Genomic DNA, 22,536 nt, shown 5'->3' on the forward strand with positions numbered 1-22,536 from the left:
GCGACTCCCTTCGTCTGAGGTTTCGCCAAGTATGGGAAGCCGGGAACGGCCCGTCTTCGGCTCGCACGCACGGTATTCCCGGCGCTTTCGTGCACATCGCACAGCTGCGCGCGGTGCGTCTCGGGCATGATGGAGCGATGACGACGATCGGTGAGCTGCTGCGGGATCCCGCCCTCGCGGGGTTGGTGACGCGGCTTGCTCCCGGCGGCGACCTCGCGGGTCCCCGCGTCAGCGGGGTGCTGGTCGCCGAGAGCGTCACCGAGATCGCCCGCGCCGAACCCGGCGCGGTGGTGGTGCTGACCGCGCGGGCGTCGGCGGACCTGTCCGGTTACCGGCTCGACGTGGCGCTGCGCGTGGCCGTCGAGCACGGCGTCGCCGCGCTCGTGCTGCCGGCCGAGCCGCCGCCGGTGATCGAGCCCTCGGCACAGGCGATAGCGCGGTCCGGGCCGGTCGCGGTGCTGCACGCCGACGCCCGCACCCCGCTCGCCGAGCTGGTGGTGGCGGTGGACCGCACGCTCACCGCCGGTGCCGCCGCCGCATTGGAACGGGCGCACCGTGGCCTGACCCGGCTGTCGGCGTTGCTGGCGGACGGCGCGCCGGTCGGCCGGCTGCTCGCGGCGGCCGAGGCGGTGGTGGGCCCAGTCGCGTTCCGGTCCCCGCGCCCGGGCGAGCCGACGGCTCCGGTGCTGGTCGACGGCCGGGAGGAGGGAAGGCTGGCCGCCGACGGTGACGGTGACCGGGCCGACGTGATGGCCACGGAGCTGGTGCTCGCGTTGTGCGCCGCGGCCGTCGGCGAGACCATCCGGCGCACCCGGCGCGCCGAGGAGGCGCCCGAACAGCGTCGTGCCGACCTGCTGACCGAACTGCTGTCCGCGGAGCGGCACCACGCCGAACGGCTGCTCGACCGCGCCCGCGCCGTCGGCATCGACATCGACGGCTGGCACACGGCCCTGCTGCTGCAGACCGACGACCCGGACGACCACGACCTGGACGAGGGTGCCCGCTTCGACCGCGCCGTGGAGGTCCGGCGCGTCGCGTTGGAGGTCGCCCGCGACGCCGGGGGTACCTGGCAGCGCGCCCGCAGCGGCGCGGCGCAGCTCGTCGTGCGGATCGACCCCACCGATCCCGGGCTGGACGCGGTCACCGCCGCCACCGCGGTCGCGCGGGACATCGTGGCGCGTGCGACCGAATTGGGCGTCGCCGCGCGCGCCGGGGTGGGCAGTGCCCATCCCGGCCCGGACGGGCTGCGCCGTTCGGTCGCCGAGGCACGCGGCGCGCTGGCCGCGCGCGACGCCCCGGTCGTGTCGTTCGATTCGCTGGGCACCAACCGGTTCCTGGCCGAATGGTCGGCCTCGGCCAGCGGCAGCGAGATCACCCGCGGCCTGCTGGCGCCGTTGGACGCGCTGGGTCCGCAGCGGCGCGCGACGGCGGTGCGCACCCTGGCGGCCTACCTCGACCACCACGGGTCGCTGCTGCACGCGGCCGAGGCCCTGCACCTGCATCGCAACTCGCTGGCGTACCGCCTCAAACGGATCCTGGCGATGCTGAACGTCGACCTCGACGACCCGGACCAGTGGATGATGCTCCAGCTGGCCTGCCGGGTCCGGATGCTTCAGGACGGCCGGGCCCGCAGCTGAGGCGGCCCCTCGACGCGGGCCCGGGCGTGGACCGGGCTGTCCGGCAGGTACGGCAACGGCAGTTCGGTCAGCTCGGCGACGTAGATCGCGCCCAGATCGGCGCCGTGCCGTACCGCGAGCTCGACGGCCCGCTCGACGAGCAGGTCGCGCCGCCGATCCGCCGGCATGCTCCGCGGCAGGATCGTCTCGGCCGTCGCACCGACCGGGGCGAGCGCCGCGCCGACCGCGGCGGCGAACCGGGCCTGCCGGGGCCGCAGCACCTCGGCGACGCCGGGCAGCTCGCCGGCGGCGCCCACCAGGACCACCTGCTCGGGTGCGCCGCCGTCGCGCATCCGCTCGATCGTCCTGGACAGGTGCGACCGGGAACCGGCCCGGACGGCATCGGCGCCGCGGGCGGTGCGCCGCACCGTGGCGAGGTGCGGCAGGCCGACGGTGGTCGGCACGCCGGCGAGCATCCGGCGCCCGGGCGCCACCCGCGGCCGGCCCGCGTGCGCCACCCCGATCGTCACCTCCGTGTGTTCCGCCCGGCACACGAGCGCGTCGTCCAGGCCGGCCAGCACGGCACCGCCGCGCAGCCACGCCGCCTCCGGTCCGGCGTAGGTCAGCACCGGAAACCGGGCGGCGTGCTCGGCCAGCATGAGCGTCCCGTCGTTGCGCACCACGTAACACGGGGCGGTCAGGCCGTGCTCGGCGAGCGCGGCGACCAGCGCGTCCGTCACCGCGCGCCCCACCCCGGTCAGCGCGGCGTTCAGGATCGCGGCGTTCTCCCGTTCCAGCAGTCCCAGGACCCCGAAGTCGTGGCTCAGCACGACCGGGCGGCCGGGGAGTTCGGTCTCGGCGATCCGCTCGGCGGCACGTTCGTCGTCGGGTGAGACCCCGGCGAACGTGCCGGTGACCGCGACCGCCGACGCCGACGGGCCGAGGCGAGCCAGTGCGGCACGCAGCCCCGCGCGGTCCAGCGGTACCGGCGCGCTGCCGTCGACCCCGCAGCCGCCGGACACCACCACCTCGCCCGCGGACACCGCGGTCCGCAGTGCCGACGGCCATCCATTCAACGGCGGCACCGCCGATCGCGGTGTGGCCGCCAGCCGCACGGCCAGCACGGGGTTCAGGTCATGCAGCCGGTGGAGGGCCGCGGCGGACCAGCCGCAGGCGACCACGACGGCCCGCGCGGCGGCGGTCTCGGCCGGGTGGCGGTCCAGCAGCTGCGTCAAGGCCGCATCGACGTCCGCCACCGCCGAGCCCGTCGAGGCGAACTCGACGGCCGCGATCGGATGCCCGTCCGGGCGGACCACCGCTGCCTCGGTCCGCCGATGCCCGGCGACGACGGCCAGCCGCACCGCCTCGGTCGTCACGCCACGCCGTCCGGCAGGTCGAGCCCGAACGCGGCGGGCCCCGCCAGGGCGAGCCCCTCCGGTGTCCGCCACGCCGCGGGGCCGTCCCCGGCGACGACCGTCACGAACCGGTCCTCGCGCAGCTCGTCGATCAGCAGCGGCCGCCGGGTTTCCGCGTCGAACAGCACGATCGTGTCCGGTGTCGCGGCCACCACGCGGCCGCCGTCGAGCGCGAGCAGGAACTCGTCCTGGAACTCCACGCGCAGTAATCGGTGCCCGTCCGTGTCCTCGACGAGCAGGGACCCGCCCTTTCCCCGGTCGGGCGTGTCGTGCCGCAAGTGGCGAATACGGCCGCGGGCGAGCACGCGACCACCGGGGAGCGCGGCCTCGACCGCGCCGCGGCGGGTGAGCACGGCACGGCCGATCGCCAGCGCCCGGGACACCGTTCCCCGGATGGCCGCCCGCCTGCCGACGGACGCGTCCATCAGCTCGAACGCGAACGCGCCGAGACCACCGACCCCGGCCAGCACCCCGAACGCGGTGGTCACGAACCGATCCCGGGTGGCGGCCCGGATGGTGATGCGCTGTCCCTCGCCGTCGACCACGAACGCGGGTGTCGGCGGCACTCCCGACAGGCCCATCACGGTCGCCATGTTCGGCATCGGGCGTCCGGTGCCGTCGGCGTCGACCAGCGGCAGCCCGACGGTGGCCGCCCAGGCGAGCGGGACCAGCCCGTTGGCGCCGGCGAGCTGGAACGGCATCAACGCGTCGACCCGCCGTCCGTGCGCCGCCTGCACCGCCGCGAGCAGCTCGGCCGGTTCGTCCCCGGTGGGCAAACGTTCCTCGAAGATCAACGGGGAACCGAGCATGCCGCAGGGCATCACGAACGCGTCGGGGGCGAGGTCGTCGAAATCCACCACGCGCACCGGGCCGAAACGCGCCACGGCGTCCCGCGCCAGTCGTTCGGCCAGCGTCACACCGCCGCCCCCGCCGCAGCCGAGCACCGCGCAGCCACGCGCGAACGCGGCCACCTCCCGGAGGCCGATGCGGCCGGGCACCTTGCTCGGATTCACCGCACGAGTATCCCGCCACTCCGGGCCGATCGGCGAGATCGGCGCTGTCCCGTCCCGTCAGAGGTCGGCGAGGACCGCCGTGGGCCGCTCGATGGCGTCGGCGACGAAACGCAGGAACCCGGCCGCCGTGCCGCCGTCGCAGACCCGGTGATCGAACACCAGCGACAGCTGCGTGATCCGCCGCGGCCGGATCTTTTCGCCGACCACCCAGGGGCTTTCAGGATCCGGCCCATGCCGAGGATCGCGACCTCCGGATGGTTGATGATCGCCGCACTGCCGTCGACGCCGAAGGACCCGTAGTTGTTGGACCCCGTCGAAGATCCGGATCTCGCCCGCCTCGGTGTCCACTGTGGAGTTCAGCACGGGTGGCGGGGCAGCCCGGCGGCCGCGTCGCGCCGGAGCGCGGTGGCGCCGGGCGGGCGACCCCGGCGCCACCGCCTGCCGGTGCCGGGTGCCGCGGTGCCGTATCCGACGAGCACGTTGCCGGACCCCGCCCGCTCCTCCGTGACGTACGCCGACGCGGCGGAGTCGGCGCGCTCGGTGCGCTCCCCGGTGTCCACTGTGATCAGTGCCGCGCCGACGGCGACGTCCGAGCCATCGGCCGCGTGCAACTCGGCGACCACACCGGCATGGGGTGAGGGCACCTCGACCATCGTCTTGGCGGTCTCCACCTCGGCCACCGGAGCGTCGACGCCGATCCGGTCGCCGGTGGCGACGAGGCAGCGGACCAGCTTGGCCTCGGTGAGCCCTCGCCGAGGCCGGGCAGGGTGAACGTGCGGCGGCTCGTGACTCGTCCCACTGAAGGTCGTCGACCGCGTCGAGGACGCGCTCCGGCGAGGGCAGGTGGTGGTGCTCGAGTTTCGGCGGCCGATGCGGGATGTCGAACCCGGTGACCCGCCGCACCGGCGCCGCCAGATAGTGGAAGCACTGCTCGCCTATCCGGGCGGCGATCTCCGCAGCGGCTGAGGCGAACCCGGCCGCCTCCGCCACCACCACCGCGCGGCCGGTGCGGCGCACCTCGGCCATCACGGTGTCGGCGTCGAACGGCACGATGGACCGCAGGTCCACGACACCCAGGTCCGGTCCCTCGGCCGCGGCCACCTCGGCGGCGAGGGCCACCGGCACGCCGGGACCGTAGGTAACCAGCGTGGCGTCCCGGCCGGGCCTGCGGACGACGGCGCGGCCGATCGGCGGTACGGGCGCGTCCGGGTCGACCTCGTCCGGCGTGAAGTAGTACTTCTTCGGCTCCAGGAAGATCACCGGGTCGGCAGTGTCGATCGCGGCCTATGTCCTGATCTTGGTCTTGGGTCTGCGCAAGGGCGAGGTCTTGGGGTTGACCTGGGAGGATGTGACCACTGACGCGGGCGAACTTGTGGTTGGCCGTCAGCTTCAACGTGTACAGCGGGAGTTGCTGCACCGCGAGACCAAGACTGAGGCGTCCGAGGATACGTTGCCCCTGGTGGATGTCTGTATCGCTGCTCTACAGGCGCGGCAGAAGCAACAGGAGTCGGATGCCCATCAGGCTGGGGAAGCATGGCAAGGCGACGGCCTGGTGTTTACGACGAAGTTCGGCACACCCTTCGAACCTCCGCAACTTCAACCGTTCCTGGGACGCTCGTATCGCTAAAACCGGGGTCCGGAAGATCACGGTTCACGACGGTCGCCGGACGTGCGCCACGCTGCTGGTCGATCTCGACATCCACCCGCGCCAGGTCATGCGCATCCTGCGGCAGGCCCAGTGATGGAGATCTAAGCGCAAGCTTCCTCTGGGCGGACCCGGGACGCACTGAAGCGGCTGGGAGACAGTTTGCATGACTAAGGATGCCTACTGCTGTACTTTGCTGCTGTACTCAAGCAAAAGGCCCCTCCCAGCATCCCGGGAAAGGGCCTTTGACCTGCGTGGAGGTTAGGGGACCTTACTCGAACATAAAAGACCAGGTCAGAGCCCTGGAAGAGCTCCGTGAGAAGCTTCCCAGCCTCGATACGCCCGAGCCGCCGTCGATCGAGCGCGATCGGCCCCGGCGTGCCCGACAACTCGGTGCCGATCAAGTCGTGGAGTTGATCGCGGGCTATCAGTCCGGCGCGACAGTGTACGAACTCGGTGACCGGTTCGGCATCGAACGACGAACGGTCAGCAACATCCTCCACCGGCACGGCGTACCGATGCGCCGCCGCGGACTGTCCCCCGACCAGGTCGACCACGCCATCCACCTCTACAACCTCGGCTGGTCCCTGGCACGAGTCGGCGAACACCTGGGCGTCAACCACACCACCGTGCTGAACAAGCTGCGTGAACGCGGCATCCCCACGAGAGACAGCCATGGACGTCCGCGCGTCGAAGCAGGTGATCTTCGATGACCCGGCCCGCAGCTATGTCAGTTCGATCAGGTTCGGACGCGGCCACCGTCGTGAAGGCCGTCACCGTGATCATGGGCGTCGTCGTCGGTCTCACCTTCCTCTTCGGCTTCGGCAACGTCCTCAACCTCGCCCTCCGGCTCGGAGTCCCAGTCTGGGTCGCGCCGCTCGTCGCACCCGCGGTCGATCTGTCGATCCTTGGTCTGCTGCTGGGTACCCGGCATCTGGCACTCGCTGGCGCGTCGGCGGAGGTACTGCGGCCGGCTCGTCGACTCCTGATCTTCGCGAGCGTGGTCACGTTGGCGTTGAACGTGGCCGACCCAGTAGTGGCAGGTGAGTACGGAAAAGCAGCCTTCGACGCCGTCGGGCCGCTCCTCTTGATCGGCTGGGCTGAAGTAGGCCCGAGCTTCCTACAGGCAATCGGTGAATGCAGTGCTTCGACGGCCACACGCGGTGCGGTTGCTGAAGAGCAGCCGGAGGTACTCGTGCGGGAGAAACCTGGAGCCAGCCCGGCTGGCAGCGATAGCAACGAGGACGAGGTAGCTGACCGGGATGGGCCCGGCCTGACGCGGCAGAAGCGTTCGCCGGAGAAGCTCTTGTCGTTGGCTCGGGAAGCAGACGCTGCGCATCGTGCCGCGCACCAGAAGCCAATTTCGGCGGACACGCTTCGTGTTCAGTTGGGCATAGGTGCGACTCAGGCGCGGCGGCTGGTCAAGGCCGTGCGTTCCGAGTTTCAGGCGCGGATCGAGGGCGATCAGCGCCTGAGCAGCGTTCCGCAAGACGCAGAGCGGGGGAGCCTGTTGCCGCCTGACGTACACGTTTACGACATCGTGAGCGGTCGCGGCGTTGAACGAGGTCAGGGCGGTGCCGAAATGGCTCGCGGCTGCCGCGGACAGCGACGCGGCCGACGTGTGCGCTGCGGCGTCAACGCCTGCTGCGGCGCTGCGGGTGCGGCTGCCAATCCTGACCTGCTGTCTCCGGTCGACGTGCCTGAGTGAAAGGCTGAAGAGCGTGAGTCTTGATGACGACGCGGTTGAGGAACTCGACCTGGTGCTCGGGCAGACGCATCACCTACTTGGTGAGGCTGGTGACGAGTTGGCACAGCGCCTCGTGCAGGGGGCCAAGCTGACTCTGCGTCGTGACGGCGGGTACTTCCACCCGACGCCCGGCGACAACTGGCGGTCGGATACCTACGAGGCCGTGTTCGAAGTGGCACCGTCGTTGGTTCCGGAGTTCACCAGCGAGATTGTCGACCGTATCTGGAGCAAACTGGAGCCAGTGCTGCGACAACACGGCCGACAGGATGTGTTCGGAGTCGTCGTTGAACCGACGGTACCGCCGCTGCCGGAGGTGGCCGCTGATTGGCGGGCACAAGCCGAGCAGCCACCGGTTGCGCTGCCAGGCAACCAGGCCCGGCGGGAGCGAGCGAATGGCGGCTACCCGGTGTCTGACGGGTTAACGTTCGGTAGTCGAGCCGAGATCGTGGTCTATGAGTTGCTCGTCGAACTTCAACGGGCGTGCTCCCGGCACCGAGCCATCGCCATGATGCCGCTGCCAGCGGCCAAGCTGCGCGACGCCGGCGTGCGCACCCCGGACTTCATCGTTCTAGGCAACGGCCGCGCTGTAGTGATCGAGGTCGATGGACCGCACCACTACGGCACCACGCGGAAGGCCGACGACGCCGACCGTGACAGGCACTGGGATCGCTGTGGCGTGCATACCATCCGAATCGGTGCTCATCACACAGACGAGCCCGCTGCCCTGAAGGAGCTGCTGCGGGAAGAGCTAGACCGGTGGCTCTTCCAGACAAGGTGAGGATCAGCAGCAGAATGCCCACGTACGGCAGGATGCACGTCCCGTACGACACGACTCAGTCAGGGCCCCCACCTTGTGCGAGCGATGACTAAGATCGAAGGATTGCGACTACAAGCCGTACGGCTTGTACGGCATCATCCGAGGCTCGCGTGGCGGTGCGGCGAGGTTGTCATCCCGGCCAAAAGGGACGTGTCAGGTGGAGTAACGCTCGGCGAGCCGGTCGAAGAACGCGGCAAGCCGTTTGTCCGTGGCCGAGCCATCAATGAGCTCGGCGCCGCCGAAGCGGTAGACCTCGTAGCCGCGCAGTCGTAGCTCACGGTCCTCGGCGACCATCTCAGCGTACCGCTGGGAGTCAGCGCGCCCAGCCTCGTCGGCGTAGTGCTGCCGCCCGTCGCACTCGATCACGATGCGGATTCGATGCGGCAGGAGCAGCAGGAAGTCCATGCGCTGGCGGGGCAAGGGCGCCGCACCTGGAACGTGGTGTGCTCGGGTGTACGGGTCGTAGTGGAGGTACACCTGTGGGAGCAGGGCCGGGATGTCATCGCCAAGCCGGACGTAGCGCTCAGCGTACGTGCGCAGGATCCGCCGCTCCGCGTCGTTGTCGCCAAGTGAGCGGTCGAGCCGCCGGTACAGGCTGCGCGAGACTTCCCGTACAGGTTCCGCTGTCAGCCCTTCGTGCTCAGCCCACCAGCTGGTCAGGTCGGCCCAGGTGAGGCCATGCGCCGCCAGCGGCCGGTCGTAGATGAGGCAGAACTGTTCGTTCTTGATCACCAGGACGTCGTTGTTGAGCGCATCGGTGAACACGATCTCCGGTTTGGGACCGTCGGCGGCGAAGATCAGGTTCTTCATCGAGCCGGGCACACCAGCGCCGATCCTGCGGCCGGCGAAGACGGGTGCACCGCTGATGGCGTCGATCTGGACGATCTCGTAGCCGTCGTGAACCAGTGTCTGGTTGAGGAAGTCGTGTAGCTGCTCGACTTCGGTCAGGTTCGTCCGGACCGCTGGGTGCAGCATTTCGGCCAGGAATCGCAGGAGCGCATCGTCGTTGTCCGCTAAGCCGAACCGCTCGTCGTAAAAGATCCAGTCGTCGGGCCAGTCCAGGTTGGCGATGCAGTGCTGGATGATGTCCTCGCGCGCCGTGGGGAACTGCGTGGACCGGGAATCTGTGGTGGGCAGCGTGTCGAGGTCGTAGAGGCGCCCGAGGAACTCGACTTCGTTGAGCACGCCGTACCAGGCCGTGGTGGCGAGACCCTCGATGAGGCGTCGCCGGGTGACGTCGGTGATGCGGCTCGTCATGGCGATGGTGCCTCCTGGGCGTCGGCTGCAGGCGGTGAGTAGGTCGTCAGTCAGGCTGGCGGCGGCTCGCTGGCGGTGCAGCGAAGTCGCTGTTCGTTGTTCGCGACCGCCTTCCGCGCCTCACCGGTCGTCATGGCCCAAAGCTGTGCCAGGTGATCGAGCGTTCCGAGCAGATCGGAAGGAACGGCTGGGCGGCTTCCGGAGCGGGCGAAGGGGCCGTCGGTTTCCAGCAGTACGCGTTCCGGCGGAAGCCGTTGGAGCAGCGGCACGGCTTTCTTCGACCGGACCATCGCCGGGTTGATCGAGAACCAGAGCCCTGCATTGAGTGCATCGTCGACGGCGGCCAGTGGTCCGGTGTACCAGTGCAGGATTGCTGGCACGTGCGCTTGCGCGAGTCGGGCGATGGTCTCCCGCTCGGCGCCCCGGCTGTGGACGGTGACAGGTCGAGTTCGCACCTGTGGGTCCGCCAAGATGGCCTCGAACACGCGAAGCTGTTGCTTGCGGGTTGCGACTCCGGCGCGAGAGAAGTCGAGTCCGATCTCGCCGATCCACGTGGCCTGCGGCAGGAGCCGGAGAAATCGGGCTAGATCGTGAGGGGATGCTGCTCCTGCGCGAAGAGGGTGGAAGCCCAGTGCGACATCGACGCCGTCGCGTCGGCCGAGACGGGTGCGCAGCAGGCGGTACTTGCCGGGGTCCTCGGTCACCGCGATCACGTGCACGCCTGCGGCGCGGGCGTCATCCAGTACGGCGAGCGGGTTGTCGTAGGCGTCGATATGGCAGTGGGTGTCGGTCAGCACCGCGGTGGTCACGATCGAGACTCCACCAGCTCGGCCAGTGGGCCGCGGGCTCCGCTGGCGAGCCAGGTACGGAGCTCGGCGAGTCCACGTCGCCAGACCCCGGTGAAGGCGGCGCGTTCGCCTTGTGGAAGCGGGCCGTTGCGTAGGACGTCGCGATCCGGTCGATCCGCGAACGCTCCGGCGATTACGGCGCGCAGATCGGCTCCGCGGCGGCTGCGGCGGTTGAGGAGGATCGTGGAGTCGTCCTCGGCGAACACGTTGTAGGCGTACTCGTCGTCGTCCCATCCGACGTGTGCCAGCGAAGCGCGGCGGATCAGGCAGGGGAAGCAGTATCCGCAGTTGCCTTGCTTGCGGCCGACGTAGCGGGCGGTCTCGGGGTGGGAGCAGGAGACGCTCAGCGGGGCTAGGCGCCGCAGGAGAGCGGCGTTGCGGGATTCGGCGAGCATCTCGCCCTTGGTGCGCAGGCGGTACGGGTTGATCACGCGGTTCGATACGCCGATTGCGGCGCTGGCCGTGGCGAGTAGGTGCATGAAGTGTGGGTGTGTCGTGCGGGTGCTCGCGCTGCCGACACGAGCTCGGGTGAGCGGCACGTTGATCCCGATGAAGCCGTTTTCGGGCACATATACCGGCACGGCCGGTCCTTCGGCGGCGGCGAGGGCCAAGGCAGCGGACAGGAAGAGCAGGGATCGGGACCGGGTGGTGTTCTCGCGTGGCCGGGGCAGAGGTCGGGCCTGGTGGTTGTTCGGGGGTGCGGGACGTAGGTAGAGGCGCCGGGAGCGGATGCGTTCGGCGCCGTAGTGTTCGCCGAGTTCGTCGAGCAGAAGTTGTTGCGCGGTGGATGCTTGTCCGCCTTCGTGGTGGGACAGCAGGCACAGCCGTCGTTCGGGGTCCTCTTCGAGGAGATCGATGACGCCGCACAGTGAGTCGAGGCCGCCGGAGAACAGGCACACGCCGTCGACGCCGAGTCCGATCGGCCGCTCGGCGAGGGGGACGCTGGCCACACCGGCGAGGGGATGCCGGCTGGAGTTGTAGGGCTGGGTCTCCCAGTGATCGCCGGTCAGAAACCGCAGGGCGGCGTCGAAATCGGCGTTTCGCCAGACAGCGGTGGCCTCGACGGGGAGCCGGAGGGTGATGTCCCTGGTCCAGGAGTCCGGCGTGCCGCGTCGTCGGGTGGTTTTGTCGGCGCAGTACACGGCCGCGCCCAGCAGCAGGAGGTCGGCGGCGGCACGCGGTGGTCGCCAGCCCGTGAAGAACTCGGGGCCAGCGTCGCCAGTTTGGATGGTGGCCGCAATCCGCCCAGGAGCCCAATCCAGCAGCCGGACGTCGTCGGGTTCGGTCACCGGGGCGGTGAGATCCGTGCGCACCAGGTAGGTGGTCACTGTGCGTCTCCGTCCAGCCCCTGCAGGGCCTCGTAGGTCATGCGGACGGTGTCCTCGGCGATCTGGCGTCCCTCCGGGCCGGCCCAGTCGACCGTGAAGGGGTCGTCGGGGATGCGTAGTGAGACCAGGACCTGGATGATTTGGCGCATTTCCTCGTCGGCTTGGCGCACGGCGTGCGGGTCGGTGATGCGGCTGAGACGTTCGGCGATGACGGGAACCCTGTTGTAGACGTACTGGGCGAGGAACGTTTCCAGCAGGGTGGGCAGGTTCTCCCGCGAGACGGCCATCTCGGCGGTGTCGGTCAACTCGGTCCACGTATCGGCGTCGCCGAAGACCTCGTCCAGCACGTCGCACGCGGCGTCGCGGGCGGCTTGGGAGTCCAGGTCATCGCCGTCTCCGGCGATGAAGGTGATCAGTTCGTCGAGCACGTCGAACCGGGTCCGGCCGACGAGAGTAGCCAGTCCCAGCGAGGTCAGCGTGTTTTCAAGCCCGGTTCCGCCGACTCCAGCGAGCAAGGCGCCGAGGCGCTGGACGCCGCTACGTCCGGCACGGGCACCGGCCGCAGCGCCGCCAGCTCCACCCAACACGGGAACGTGGCGAGCGAGCACCCGCTGGGCATACGTGCGGGTGCTCGGAGATCCGGAGGTAAGCCCGCGCACATAGGACGCGGTCGCGTGTTTAAGCGGAGTCCACGCTCCGCCGCTGCCCGCGGTTCGATCAGCCGAGGTACCCATCAGTGCCGGCCGCTGCGTCGTTGAGCTTGACGCGCGGTGTTGATCACACTCTTCAGGCCGGGGGCGTCGCTGTTTTCCCACCGGTCGAGCAGGGCGGAGACCGTCGGGTTGTCGGCAGGGAGGCGACGGACGGCGTTCCCGGCCTGCCCCCGCGGGATGGCCTCGGGTGGGATCCGCATCAAGGCGTCGCAGATGGCTGACAGGGTGTCGGGCGCTCGTTCGGCGAGTTCGAGCGCTGCGAGGAAGGCCGGGCCGCCCGGTCGACGCGTCAGCACTTCCACCAACGCCTCCACGAGCTGGACACGCTCGTCGCCAGGCAGCTTTCCGATCTCGTCACACGCAAGCCGCCGCACACCAGCGACCTCAGCCTGCGCCCTGGTGAACAGCTCCTGCAGGTGCGGAGGCAGCCGCGTGACCGCGACGCCGAAGGCGAGCTTGTCACGGGAGTAGGTGAAGTACGGCCCCAGGTCTACCTCGCCGAGCGGAGGCTCCAACCGCAGCCACGCACGCACGTGCGGTTTGTCCACCCACGCCCGCACCTCTTCGGTTACCTGCGGCTGTTGGGCAGCCGTCCGCCCCCGCTTGGAGGCGGGTGAACGGCGAGCACCCGAAGACTCGTCGGCGGTCTCGCCCTCATCTGGCCGCGATATGTCCCCATCGCCGTCCGGTTCGGCGGTGGTCGATCCACCCCGCGCGATAGACTCCGCAGCCGCGAGTTCCGAGATGGGGCCAGGCGCGGTGAGTTGCCAGTCGAACAGGCGCTGGAAGTCGCTGAAGTGTTGTTCCTCCAGGACCATGAGTTTGGCCAGCACAGGCAGGTCGAGGGTGATCTTCCGGCGCAGCGCGCTGCGGTGCTTGAGCAGCAGGTTGTTGAGGAACCGCTTGAGCTGCCTCGGGTTCCCGCGCAGTCCGCCCCCGAGTACCTCGGCGATGCTCGCCGCCCAGTTCAGGTCGCGCACCAGGTCGGGCGGCACGTTGCCGAGGACCGCTCCGGCCATACCGACGTTGAACGCCACCTGCAGATTGCCCGCTTCGCGGCGACGGCGGGTCTCGGCGAGGACCTTGGCGAACTGCTCGTCGTCGAGGCGCAGTTCAGCCAGCAGCAGGTTGACGTAGGTGTCGGCCTCCGGCGCGGACAGCGGCGGGATGGCTACCTTGAGCTGCAGCATCTTCTCCAGGTAGTCGGCACCGATCCCGGCGCCGTCGGGGCGCCGCAGCTGCGGGTAGCGCGAGTCGATCGCGGACTCCACGACCGCCTGGTTGGCTGCCAGGACGTAGGCGGTCTTGGGCGTGTTGAGGAACAGCCGGATCGCCTCGAAGGTGTCCACCACGGTCTCGGGCAGGCACCGGTCGAGGTCGTCGATGAACACCACCACGGCGTCTACGGCTTCCAACGTCGAGACGACCTTCGCGAACTCCGCCCGGAACCGCCCAGCGTCCGTGATTGCCTCAGCCGTGCCGTTGCCCGAGACGGCCTGCTTGGCCTTGGGGTCTTCCAGCAGCTTGTTCGCCTCGCTCGCAGCCGCATTCACCCCCGCCTTCGTCACGTCCAGGACCTGCGGAGCCATGCTCGGATCTATCGCCAGAAGCGCGAGAGGTGCCGCGGCCTGGGCGGTAGACACTGCGACCCGTCCGCCCCTGCGCCCCCATCGGCCGAGGCCCTGGGCGAACCTGCGGAGCCTGGTCACCTGTTCCTGCTGATCACGACCGGCTCGTGCGCCGATCGCGTCGAGCACGGTCGTCATCAGCGCGACCTTGACGTCGTCGTAGTCCTCGTACTGCCAAGGGCTGAACTCGACGCACACGTACCGTGACGGTGACTCGTCGTCGTCCCGGATCTTCAGCAGCTCCTGCCGGGTGATCCGCATCAGGCTGCTCTTCCCGGAGCCCCAGTCCCCGAGCAGGCCCACCGTCAGTGGGAGCAGCCGCGGCTCGGTGAGCGCCACGAACAGGGTGTCCACCAGGAAGTCGAAGCCGAGAAGATCAACCTCGGTTTCGTTGTCCGCCCACATCGCCCGCTCCGTCCGACGCGGCAACTTGAGGCATCCGCTCCTCGGTGGCCGCTGACCGAAGGCGAACATCGAGGATAGATCGGCGATCAGCGTCGATGGTCATTTGACAGACGTGTCGCCGCAGACCACGTACTGTTACCGTCAGTTACCGAGGCGTGATCAGCATGTTGCGGTCTGGCTGTGGCCGAGTGAGCTCGGCGAGCACGAGCTGAATCGCACGGCCCAGCAGGCGAGCAAGGTCCTCAATGAAGCGGGCGAGGTCTTCGCTCTTCGCTCCGCCGAGGAGCGTCATCCTCTTCTGGACAGGGTGGTCACCGTGGATCTCCGCATTCCGCAACCGGTACGCCTCCTTGAAGAACCTCTCGATCTCCGTTCGCTCGACCCCGAGCACCGGGTCACCGGCCAGCAGCTGTCCGGCCGCCTCCGCCGCGGGTGCTCCCTTCTGTCCTCCTTTGATCTTGCCGCGCTTGATGAACAGTGCCTCGGAGCAGATGTTGAGGTCGATGAGTCGATCCTCGGGCAGGGACTTCGAGCCGGCGAAGACGAACCGCCGGAGGGAGACCTGCAACGAGCGATCCCGCGCGACCGCTGGGGCTGCGAGCGCCTCGTACACCCTGCGCACAGCGTCGACGTGTTCCTCGGTCAGGAGCAAGGTCGGCCGGTTGACGTCGGCGAGACCGACTGCGGGGAGAGTAGCGCTGCCCTCGATGTCCCGAGGGAAGTCGTCGTCGTGCTGCAGGAGGATCGGACGCGTGGCCACCACCGATCCTCCACACACCACATGCAGCGCGGTGACCAGCCTCTGAACAGGCTCCTCCAGGCTGGGAAAGGCAGGGGGCCGCGGATGTTCGGGCATCCCCTGTTTGTACGACGTGACCGGGTAGCTCTGTTCCCTGGTCACGGCCCACTGGTGGAAACGTGAGACCTGCACGCTGTTGGGGCCGCCGCTGAACTCGGCCGGCGCTGCGAGCACCTGGATGGCCCGGCTCATCTGCCGGTCAGTCATCGGGCGCAGGACCACGCCGCCGGGCAGGGCGATTTCGTCCATGCTCGACACAAAGCCGTTGAGCGGGATGAACTCGACGAGTCGGACAGTGTCGGCCAGCAGGCCGGCTTCGAGCCGGTTGTAGTGCAGATCGAATGCCGCCTCGTCGAACTCGTAGGTACGAGTGGTGACGATCATCGGTTCGAGCAGGTGCTCGATCAGTAGCCAGTCCAGTCTGCGCTGTTGGAGCGAGAACTCAACCCCGACCATCGTGTCGACGCGGGTGCCCAGGATCGGGTCAGCGTCGATCGCTTCGCGGACGGCGACCATCTCAGCGAACGTGTCCAACCAGTTGACCTTGGTGACGCGCTCGGGCATGTACCAGGCAGTGGGTCGTAACGCGACAAAGGACTCTTGGCCGTAGCGCCACCAGTTCCGAAGATCGGGCATCTTGTCGACCTTCGGGGCACCGTCGCGTTCCGCGAGGTCGCCGAGCGCGGCCACAAGCACTGAGGCCACAGCCGCTCGAACCGGCGGCCTCTGACATGACTGCATCAACCTGATCCCAACCCGTCACGTCCTGCCCGCCGAGGACCTGTCAGACGCGAGCCGGTCAGGATGCCACGAACGGACCAGCGTCCCAAGCCAATTTGCGGGTGACACGCCGGATGTCCCCCGCCAGGGATGATGTTCGACGCGAGAGTCAACGATCGGCCTCCTCACCCGCTAGTCGGGTGCGACGATCTCAGGAGCCGTAAAGTTTAGGTCGTGGCCTTGCATGGTTATGACGATGTCGAGCCCGCTTGCCAGGACAGCGTCGACATCTGCATGTAGATCGACATCGACAACTGCGACAGCTAGGCCAGACTCGCTGACGATCTGTAGTTCGGAGGGCGCGTCAGTCGTTGTCGAAATGTAGACGATCTCTGGCGTCTGGTGGGAAATTGTAAGCTCACTGCGAAGCGTGACCTGGGCGCGTCCTGTCTCCAGCAGAGATCGCAGCACATTGTTCCGGCGAGCTCGGATGAACTGCAAGAGATCGAGCACCTCGCGCGCCACGGCGTCAAATGTGCTCCGCCAGCCTCGGATGTGCATGCCTGCGAGCCAGGACCGGACATCTTCTACCTCGACACCTTGGCGCTGCGCCTCGCTCCCAATGACATGTGCCAGTCGACGAGAACGGACTCCTTCATTGAGCAACGCCAGGGCATGCGGCGTGTTGACGCCGTGTCGGATACACCACGCAGTGTCTGGTCGAAGGCGGCTTACGAGGCCAGCCTCCTCAAGGCCAGCGTTGGCCTGCTCAATGAGCACCCCGACAGTCCAAGCCAGGTAATGTTCAAATGTTGAGCTGATGGCGTCAACAGTCTGCTCCAACTGCCACTCGACGGCCAGGCCGGGAAGAATCCGTTCGGCAAGAGCGGGAACGTCAAGGCCGTTTATCCACCCTGTCAATCCATCCACAATGGACACGTCGATTAGGTTCTTGTCTCCCTTAGCTCTCGTCGACCAGAACTTCCAGCAGTTGTCGGCCTCCGGTTGCGCCAGCAGTCGCGCGAGTACTTGTTGTTCCGCTAGAAGAAGAATGGTGTCGTTGAGCGGCCAGTACCAAGCTTCATCAGGGATAGCCGCACCTAGTTGGCGAAGCTCGCCTTCCCGCGTGGCAACGGCATCAACTACCTGACCGGCAATCGCATCTAGCCGTGCCGCTGTACCGAGCGAAGTCCCGGCAGCTGTCCAACGCCGCCGCTGTGCCGGGCTTGTACGTTCATAGGTGGCTCGAACCTGCTCGGCCAGCCGCAGCCAACGTTGCCGAAGCGCCGGGTCCATCTGCTGAAATGCAAGTAGTTTACCGAGGACGATGTCCATCTGTATGGGGTCGTCGAAGAGCGTCCACAATGGCTGCAGCGTCGTCAGGACAAACCACGTATACGACACGAAGTCAGACACGACCGTGTCCGGCGCAAGCTGAAAGACGGCGTCAGCCGTAGTGGCGATGAGCTCTTCGGCGTCAGCCAGAGCTGTCAGCGACTCCTCTGCCAAGAGAGTGGAGCGGGCTTCGAGCGCCTCGTCATTCGGGCGGAGCTCGTCGAAGTCCTTGAGCTCGGACTGCTTTTGCAGCGCAAGCACGATCCAGCCTTCGGACTCACGGCCGGCTCGTCCAGCTCGCCCGATGGCGTTCATGAGCCGTGCGGCTCCGAGTTGGGCTCCAGGGTACTGACCTTCGAATCGGGTTTCGGCGATCACGACCGTTCGAACCGGCAGGTTTACCCCGTCGGTCAGCGTGCTTGTAGAAACGATCGCCAGCACGATCTCAGTCCGGACTGCTTCCTCGATCGCGTCAAGGACGTCTACAGGCAGGCCGGCATGGTGGTACGCGACGCCGTGCTCGGCGCAGGCAATGAGCGGATGCTGGTCACCCAGCCGCTCGCGAAGGAACTCGACAAGCTCGCGCGTGGGTTCACGTGGCGGTAGGTAGCCTGCCAATGCTTTGGCGGCGTCACGGGCCATAGTCCGCGACGAGACGATCATCAACAGACTGCCCGCATGCGTCAGTATCGACGCTGCGGCGGCGAAGATCTTGTAAGCCGGCGTGCCTCCGCTGTCCTTGGTGAGCTTGCCGCCGGAATCTTCCTTAAGGACCAAATTTCCGAGTGGCTCTTCAGGACGCGTCGTCAGTTTTGTAACTGGCCCCGCCTCGGCGGGACGTAGTCGCAACTGTGCCACCTGCGGCACGGTAACTCGCGTTGGCCACTGCGCCGACTTGCGAGGACTCCGCACTGCGGCTTCCCAGACCGGCTGAGTGTTGAGTAGGGCATGGAGACGGCGCGGCCCCCGCCATGCGGACGTGAACAGTACTTCCGGGCGCTCCGCGTCGAGCCAGGACGCGAGCGAGGCAGCATTCCCGAGTACACCGGAGAGAAGCACGATCCGCGGGTTGTCGGCCTCCGCCATGAGGTAGGCAAGCAGTCCTTCGACGGTGAATCCTCTGCCCGGTTGCGCCAGTAGGTGTGCTTCGTCGATGACGAACAAGGAGAAGCGTTGCATCACAGCGTCGGCGTCGTGACGCAGCAGGTGCATCAGTCGTTCGGGTGTCGTGACCTCAACGTCAGTGGAGTCTTGCGAGAAGGACAGTATGTCGAAGAGGTCGCTGTCTTCACTCAACTCACGGTTGAGCACTCGGAGTCGCCCCGACAGCGCCTTCCGCATCTCTCGCCCAAGACTGCGCAAGGGGGTGACGTAACAGACTCCACCTGGCTGTGTCGCGACGTGCGTGCAGATGATCAGCTGCGCGAGCAACGTTTTCCCGGCGCTGGTGGGTACTGACAAGAGCAAGCGGCGCGTCGCTGGATCCAAAGGGTTCATTCCTGGCCGCGCAAGCAGTTCTCTTTGGGGTGGCCACAGGGTTAGGACTGGCGGGTCAGCCAGACAGAACGCCTGTGCCACGGCATTCGGAGTTCCAGGGGGAAGGATCGAGTAGAGGCTGCCGGATTCGAGGCCATCGGCGATCGCCAACAAGTGCGCGGCTACCCAGCGAGCGTCGAGGTCTCCAGTTCCCGCGGTACCGTCCAGAACGGACAGCAAAGCGGCTCGCGCTACTGGCAGCTGGCGGCCGGTACCGAACGCCAAGAAGCGAAGCAGCGACCACACGGCGCGTACTATCTGTTGTGCTGGACCGAACATCGTCGACTGGAGATCATCGAGTTCGACCGTCGCGGCAAGTTCGGTGAGCTGGCGTCGCCAACTGCGAAGTAGAGGGAACAGGAACCTCGTGTCGAGACCGAGGAAGGCGACGCCAGCCTCGACTGCCAAGGTTTCAGCGTGGTCGACAAGTGGGGTGTTGTCGACCAATAGATCCGAGACACGGCGATATACGGCTGTCGCGTTCGGATCAAGATCAGCCCGCCGGTAGCCGACTTGCGCACCGAAAGCGAGGTTCAGGCGTTGGCGTGCATCATGGCGGGGGTCCGCCAAGGTCAAGTCGAAGACGTGAGCGCTTACCGCGAAAGCCCGACGCTGTCGTGCTGGTGTGTACAACTCTGCGGCTTCGGAGGCCGATGCGACGGCGTGGAGGTACCACGCGGCACGTTCGAGGGTTTCGTCAACGGCGAAGTCTCCGCGGAAGGCCCGTATTTCGACGTCAGCGATCAGGCTCGCCAACTCTTGTGGTGAGGGCAGGACGCCCGGTTCGTGGACACCAAGCGCCTCGACGAGGTCTGGCAGGTTCAGAGCGCGCTCCATACCATCCTCCTGACTTCGACGGCGAACTCAGTGAAGTTTTCGATAACGCAGAGCAGCCCTTCCAGTTGCCCTGCGTTGGTGAACTGGCCGAGGGTGCTTTCCAGTGGGGAGAAGCACGCCTCGGGAGGGCTGACAGTGCTGGTGGCAACTCCGACCCCGGCTCCTGCTCGCGGGTCTGCGTTGATCCATAGATCACCCAGCTCGGCAAAGAGAATTCCGAGATCACCGTCTGTCTGGCGATGAGCACTGGTGAGCTTGGCCAGATACTGCAGGCCCCTGGTGTTGAGTTGGTCAGAAGCACGTTGCACAGTCGTGGTGACTACCGAGTTTTCTGTGTTGTGCTTCTTTATTTCCCACAGCCTGAAAAAGAGTGAGACATTCGCGCCTGGTGGTGCATAGACTGCGAACCCATCCTCGCCTTGCTCTGTCACGGAGTAGCTCGGTTCGCTGAGGTATTTACGCTCGCGATGTGCGGCTTTCTGTTCTTTCATGATGAGATGCCACAGCCACTCGGCGACGAATCCCTCTAGATGATTGCTTTTGCCCTGCTTAGCCTTAGCGTCGTCGGATTCAACAGCGCCAGGTCGACCAAAGACGGAGATGACAAACGATAGGACAAGCTCTCGATCGTCTTCAGTAACAGCATTCGCGGACAAGGCAGCTGCGCGCCAACAAGCGAACGCTCGTGAGTTTCCGCATCGAAACTTCATGATCGCCTCTGCGATGATCCACGCGACTGCGCTGCGGCGGTCGGCTGAGAAGCCGACCATCGCCACGAGATCCCATGCGCATCTTCCGGGTGCATGCTGACCTCTTGACTCACTTGCCAAGAGACGGCTGACCTGGTTGTCGTGCTGAGCTGCCAGTCGAGCAGCCTCGGCCGGGCTCGTCAACGGCGCGACGGTCATGTCGGGGTGGTCACCTTCTGAACCGTCCTCCTCGGACGCGCTCCCGACGACGCTCTTCACCCGGTGGACCCTACGCCGATGGCACCTCTGACCTGGAGAAGCTCGCCGACAGCACCCCCAAACGGCCTAGACGGACCTGTAGAGGCGCATCAGTGAAGCCGAACGCCTGACCCATGTATGCGAGCGCTTGGCGAGTCAGGGTCCGACGGAGTGCCGCGGAAGCAGCGGTGGCGCCGAGATCGTCACGGCCATGCTGGCGAACTGGCCATCAGCGCGTCCGCCGAACGCCGAGAAGTCTCCCAAGTCGGTCAGCAGCGGCGGCGGTCTCGGAGCACCTTGCGTGCTCAGGGCTCACGGGAGCGGGCTCTCAATGAATCCGGCTAGGACTCCAGGGCTTGACACCCAATCTCGGTAAGTAGAAACTGACCGTTAGTGGAAACTTACGAACTCGATGGTTGGGCTGTCCTCGGTGATCGCACACGTCGCACGATCTTCGAGCGCCTCGCCGACCGTCCGCAGTCGGTGGGTGAGCTCGCTGCGGGGTTCTCGGTCAGCCGCCCGGCGGTGTCCCAGCACCTCAAAGTGCTCAAGGACGCCGGGCTGGTGGTGGACCGAACGGCAGGAAACCGGCGCATCTACCAGGTCGACCCGGCTGGTGTGGCCGCCCTGCGCGCCCAACTGGACAGTTTCTGGACGAACACGCTGGCGGCCTTCCAACAGTCCGTCGAACTCGACAAGGCAGGAGATCCCGTGAGCACGACATCGGAACAAGCGAGGGTGCGTAAGCAGATCGTCGTATCGGCGCCGATCGAACGTGCTTTCACGGTGTTCACCGAGCGCTTCGGCGACTTCAAACCGGCCGAGCACAACATCCTCGCCGCCGAGCTCGCCGAGACGGTGTTCGAACCACGCGTCGGTGGCCACATCATCGACCGCGCGATTGATGGCACGGAATGCCGTTGGGCCCGCGTACTGGCCTACGAACCCCCGCATCGGGTCATGTTCAGCTGGGACCTCAACACCCAGTGGCAGGTGGAAACCGATCATGACAAGACCAGCGTGGTCGACGTGCGGTTCATCGCCGAAAGCGCCGACCGCACCAGGGTCGAACTCGAACACCGTGACATCGAACGCCACGGCGACGGCTGGCAGGGCATCCACGCCGGTGTCGACAGCGAGGGCGGCTGGCCGCTGTACCTGCAGCGCTACGCCGAACTCCTGAAGAGCGAAGCCTGACCGCATGAACCTTATGGACATGGCCCAAGCTGAACGCCGGGACCTCGCCACGTTTCTGGCGACGCTGACACCCGAGCAATGGCAAGCGCCCACGCTGTGCACGGGATGGTCCGTCAAGGACGTGGTCGCGCACATGCTCAGCTATGAAGAGCTCACCACGTTCGGGTTGATCAAGCGGTTCGCCAAGGGCCGATTCTTCCGAGCCAACGAAATCGGCCTCGACGAATACCGCCCTCTGGGCCCCGAACAGCTCCTCGACCTGTTGAACCACCACCTGCGGCCCCGTGGCCTGACCGCGGGCTTCGGCGGCCTGATCGCACTGGTCGACGGGACCATCCACCACCAGGACATCCGCCGCCCACTCGGCATACCCCGCGACATCCCACCCGAACGCCTACAACGAGTCCTCGACTCTGTACCGACCAATCCCCGACTCGGCGCCCGCCGACGCATCCGCGGCTTGCGGCTGCGGGCCACCGACCTCGACTGGTCCACCGGACAAGGTCCCGAAGTTATCGGTACCGGCGAAGCACTGCTCATGGCCATGGCAGGCCGCCGCGGCGTGACACCGGAACTCACCGGCCCTGGCCAATCCACACTCGCAGCCCGCATCGACCGGACCACAGCCCACACCACATGACCAACAGCCGCACCGGAGCCAGTCGGGTCCGTAACGCGAACGGTGTTTCCGGCGGTGTCGATTAGTAGGTCTCGGTCACCGGCCAGCGGTCAC

At 67.2% G+C, this 22,536-nt stretch carries 17 protein-coding genes and 3 pseudogenes; 7 read left to right on the forward strand and 13 right to left on the reverse strand.

Annotated features, from left to right (window positions below; all coding sequences use genetic code 11):
• Positions 1-137 precede the first annotated feature (137 nt).
• Positions 138-1,637 carry a PucR family transcriptional regulator gene (locus tag FCN18_RS39345; protein ID WP_158303245.1) on the forward strand — a complete coding sequence of 500 codons (1,500 nt, stop codon included), beginning with the start codon at positions 138-140 and terminating at the stop codon, positions 1,635-1,637.
• Here the strand turns inward: FCN18_RS39345 and FCN18_RS34985 are convergent.
• The 5 genes and pseudogenes from FCN18_RS34985 to FCN18_RS39890 form a co-directional block, all read right to left on the reverse strand.
• Positions 1,613-2,992, reverse strand: a complete 1,380-nt coding sequence (locus tag FCN18_RS34985) for a hydantoinase/oxoprolinase N-terminal domain-containing protein (RefSeq protein WP_137097219.1) — start codon at positions 2,990-2,992, stop codon at positions 1,613-1,615. The two genes, FCN18_RS39345 and FCN18_RS34985, sit on opposite strands and share 25 nt — an antisense overlap.
• Positions 2,989-4,044 carry a DUF917 domain-containing protein gene (locus FCN18_RS34990; RefSeq protein WP_158303246.1) on the reverse strand — a complete coding sequence of 352 codons (1,056 nt, stop codon included), beginning with the start codon at positions 4,042-4,044 and terminating at the stop codon, positions 2,989-2,991. Before FCN18_RS34990 ends, FCN18_RS34985 begins: the two co-directional genes overlap by 4 nt.
• Before the next feature lie 57 nt (positions 4,045-4,101).
• A pseudogene (locus FCN18_RS40760) lies at positions 4,102-4,310 on the reverse strand (2-oxo acid dehydrogenase subunit E2).
• Between the two features lie 90 nt (positions 4,311-4,400).
• Positions 4,401-4,724: a biotin/lipoyl-containing protein gene (locus FCN18_RS40765; protein WP_323808398.1), complete on the reverse strand. Its 324-nt coding sequence runs from the start codon at positions 4,722-4,724 to the stop codon at positions 4,401-4,403.
• A 154-nt stretch (positions 4,725-4,878) separates the two neighbouring features.
• Positions 4,879-5,304: pseudogene (locus FCN18_RS39890) on the reverse strand (transketolase C-terminal domain-containing protein); the annotation flags it as partial.
• A gap of 10 nt (positions 5,305-5,314) precedes the next feature.
• Here FCN18_RS39890 and FCN18_RS35005 point away from each other — a divergent pair.
• From FCN18_RS35005 to FCN18_RS35020, 4 genes and pseudogenes are all read left to right on the forward strand, one after another.
• On the forward strand, positions 5,315-5,671 hold the full coding sequence (locus FCN18_RS35005) for a site-specific integrase (protein ID WP_206078056.1): 357 nt from the start codon (positions 5,315-5,317) through the stop codon (positions 5,669-5,671).
• 272 nt (positions 5,672-5,943) lie between these two features.
• The gene (locus tag FCN18_RS35010; RefSeq protein WP_043832466.1) at positions 5,944-6,402 is read left to right on the forward strand and encodes a helix-turn-helix domain-containing protein; all 459 of its coding nucleotides are present in this window, start codon (positions 5,944-5,946) and stop codon (positions 6,400-6,402) included.
• 14 nt (positions 6,403-6,416) lie between these two features.
• Positions 6,417-7,130 (forward strand): annotated as a pseudogene (locus tag FCN18_RS35015) (hypothetical protein); the annotation flags it as partial.
• A gap of 280 nt (positions 7,131-7,410) precedes the next feature.
• Positions 7,411-8,214: a PDDEXK family nuclease gene (locus FCN18_RS35020; protein ID WP_081684852.1), complete on the forward strand. Its 804-nt coding sequence runs from the start codon at positions 7,411-7,413 to the stop codon at positions 8,212-8,214.
• A gap of 192 nt (positions 8,215-8,406) precedes the next feature.
• On the opposite strand, the gene FCN18_RS35025 is transcribed toward FCN18_RS35020, so the two are convergent.
• From FCN18_RS35025 to FCN18_RS35060, 8 genes are all read right to left on the reverse strand, one after another.
• A complete protein-coding gene (locus FCN18_RS35025; protein WP_043832460.1) occupies positions 8,407-9,510 on the reverse strand; it encodes an AbiJ-related protein in 1,104 nt (367 codons plus the stop codon).
• Positions 9,511-9,560: 50 nt separating this feature from the next.
• Positions 9,561-10,319 (reverse strand): TatD family hydrolase, encoded by a 759-nt coding sequence (locus tag FCN18_RS35030; RefSeq protein ID WP_043832458.1) that lies wholly within the window; start codon positions 10,317-10,319, stop codon positions 9,561-9,563.
• Positions 10,316-11,686, reverse strand: coding sequence for a Qat anti-phage system QueC-like protein QatC (gene qatC / locus FCN18_RS35035; RefSeq protein WP_043832456.1), 1,371 nt, complete (start codon positions 11,684-11,686; stop codon positions 10,316-10,318). The genes FCN18_RS35030 and qatC overlap by 4 nt, the downstream gene beginning before the upstream one ends.
• Positions 11,683-12,294 carry a hypothetical protein gene (locus FCN18_RS35040; protein WP_206078057.1) on the reverse strand — a complete coding sequence of 204 codons (612 nt, stop codon included), beginning with the start codon at positions 12,292-12,294 and terminating at the stop codon, positions 11,683-11,685. The genes qatC and FCN18_RS35040 overlap by 4 nt, the downstream gene beginning before the upstream one ends.
• 125 nt (positions 12,295-12,419) lie before the next feature.
• Entirely contained in the window at positions 12,420-14,432 is a 2,013-nt protein-coding gene (locus FCN18_RS35045) for a KAP family P-loop NTPase fold protein (RefSeq protein ID WP_072029908.1), read from the reverse strand.
• A gap of 145 nt (positions 14,433-14,577) precedes the next feature.
• Positions 14,578-15,936: a hypothetical protein gene (locus FCN18_RS35050; RefSeq protein WP_137097221.1), complete on the reverse strand. Its 1,359-nt coding sequence runs from the start codon at positions 15,934-15,936 to the stop codon at positions 14,578-14,580.
• A gap of 207 nt (positions 15,937-16,143) precedes the next feature.
• On the reverse strand, positions 16,144-19,659 hold the full coding sequence (locus tag FCN18_RS35055) for a DEAD/DEAH box helicase (protein WP_063697641.1): 3,516 nt from the start codon (positions 19,657-19,659) through the stop codon (positions 16,144-16,146).
• Entirely contained in the window at positions 19,644-20,627 is a 984-nt protein-coding gene (locus FCN18_RS35060) for a hypothetical protein (protein ID WP_137097222.1), read from the reverse strand. Before FCN18_RS35060 ends, FCN18_RS35055 begins: the two co-directional genes overlap by 16 nt.
• A gap of 372 nt (positions 20,628-20,999) precedes the next feature.
• Here FCN18_RS35060 and FCN18_RS40770 point away from each other — a divergent pair, with 372 nt between their 5' ends.
• Both FCN18_RS40770 and FCN18_RS35070 read left to right on the forward strand, forming a co-directional pair.
• Positions 21,000-21,803, forward strand: coding sequence for a metalloregulator ArsR/SmtB family transcription factor (locus FCN18_RS40770; protein WP_076153557.1), 804 nt, complete (start codon positions 21,000-21,002; stop codon positions 21,801-21,803).
• A 13-nt stretch (positions 21,804-21,816) separates the two neighbouring features.
• The gene (locus FCN18_RS35070; RefSeq protein ID WP_228714279.1) at positions 21,817-22,443 is read left to right on the forward strand and encodes a maleylpyruvate isomerase family mycothiol-dependent enzyme; all 627 of its coding nucleotides are present in this window, start codon (positions 21,817-21,819) and stop codon (positions 22,441-22,443) included.
• Positions 22,444-22,536: the final 93 nt, after the last annotated feature.

The sequence above is a fragment of the Prauserella endophytica genome (assembly GCF_005146945.1).
Classification (GTDB): Bacteria; Actinomycetota; Actinomycetes; order Mycobacteriales; family Pseudonocardiaceae; genus Prauserella_A; species Prauserella_A endophytica.

Excerpts from the sequence above, each read along its gene's own strand:
- FCN18_RS35055 (WP_063697641.1), bottom strand. The coding sequence starts at position 19,659 with ATGGAGCGCGCTCTGAACCTGCCAGACCTCGTCGAGGCGCTTGGTGTC.
- FCN18_RS35070 (WP_228714279.1), top strand. The coding sequence starts at position 21,817 with ATGGACATGGCCCAAGCTGAACGCCGGGACCTCGCCACGTTTCTGGCG.
- FCN18_RS35025 (WP_043832460.1), bottom strand. The coding sequence starts at position 9,510 with ATGACGAGCCGCATCACCGACGTCACCCGGCGACGCCTCATCGAGGGT.
- FCN18_RS35045 (WP_072029908.1), bottom strand. The coding sequence starts at position 14,432 with ATGTGGGCGGACAACGAAACCGAGGTTGATCTTCTCGGCTTCGACTTC.
- FCN18_RS39345 (WP_158303245.1), top strand. The coding sequence starts at position 138 with ATGACGACGATCGGTGAGCTGCTGCGGGATCCCGCCCTCGCGGGGTTG.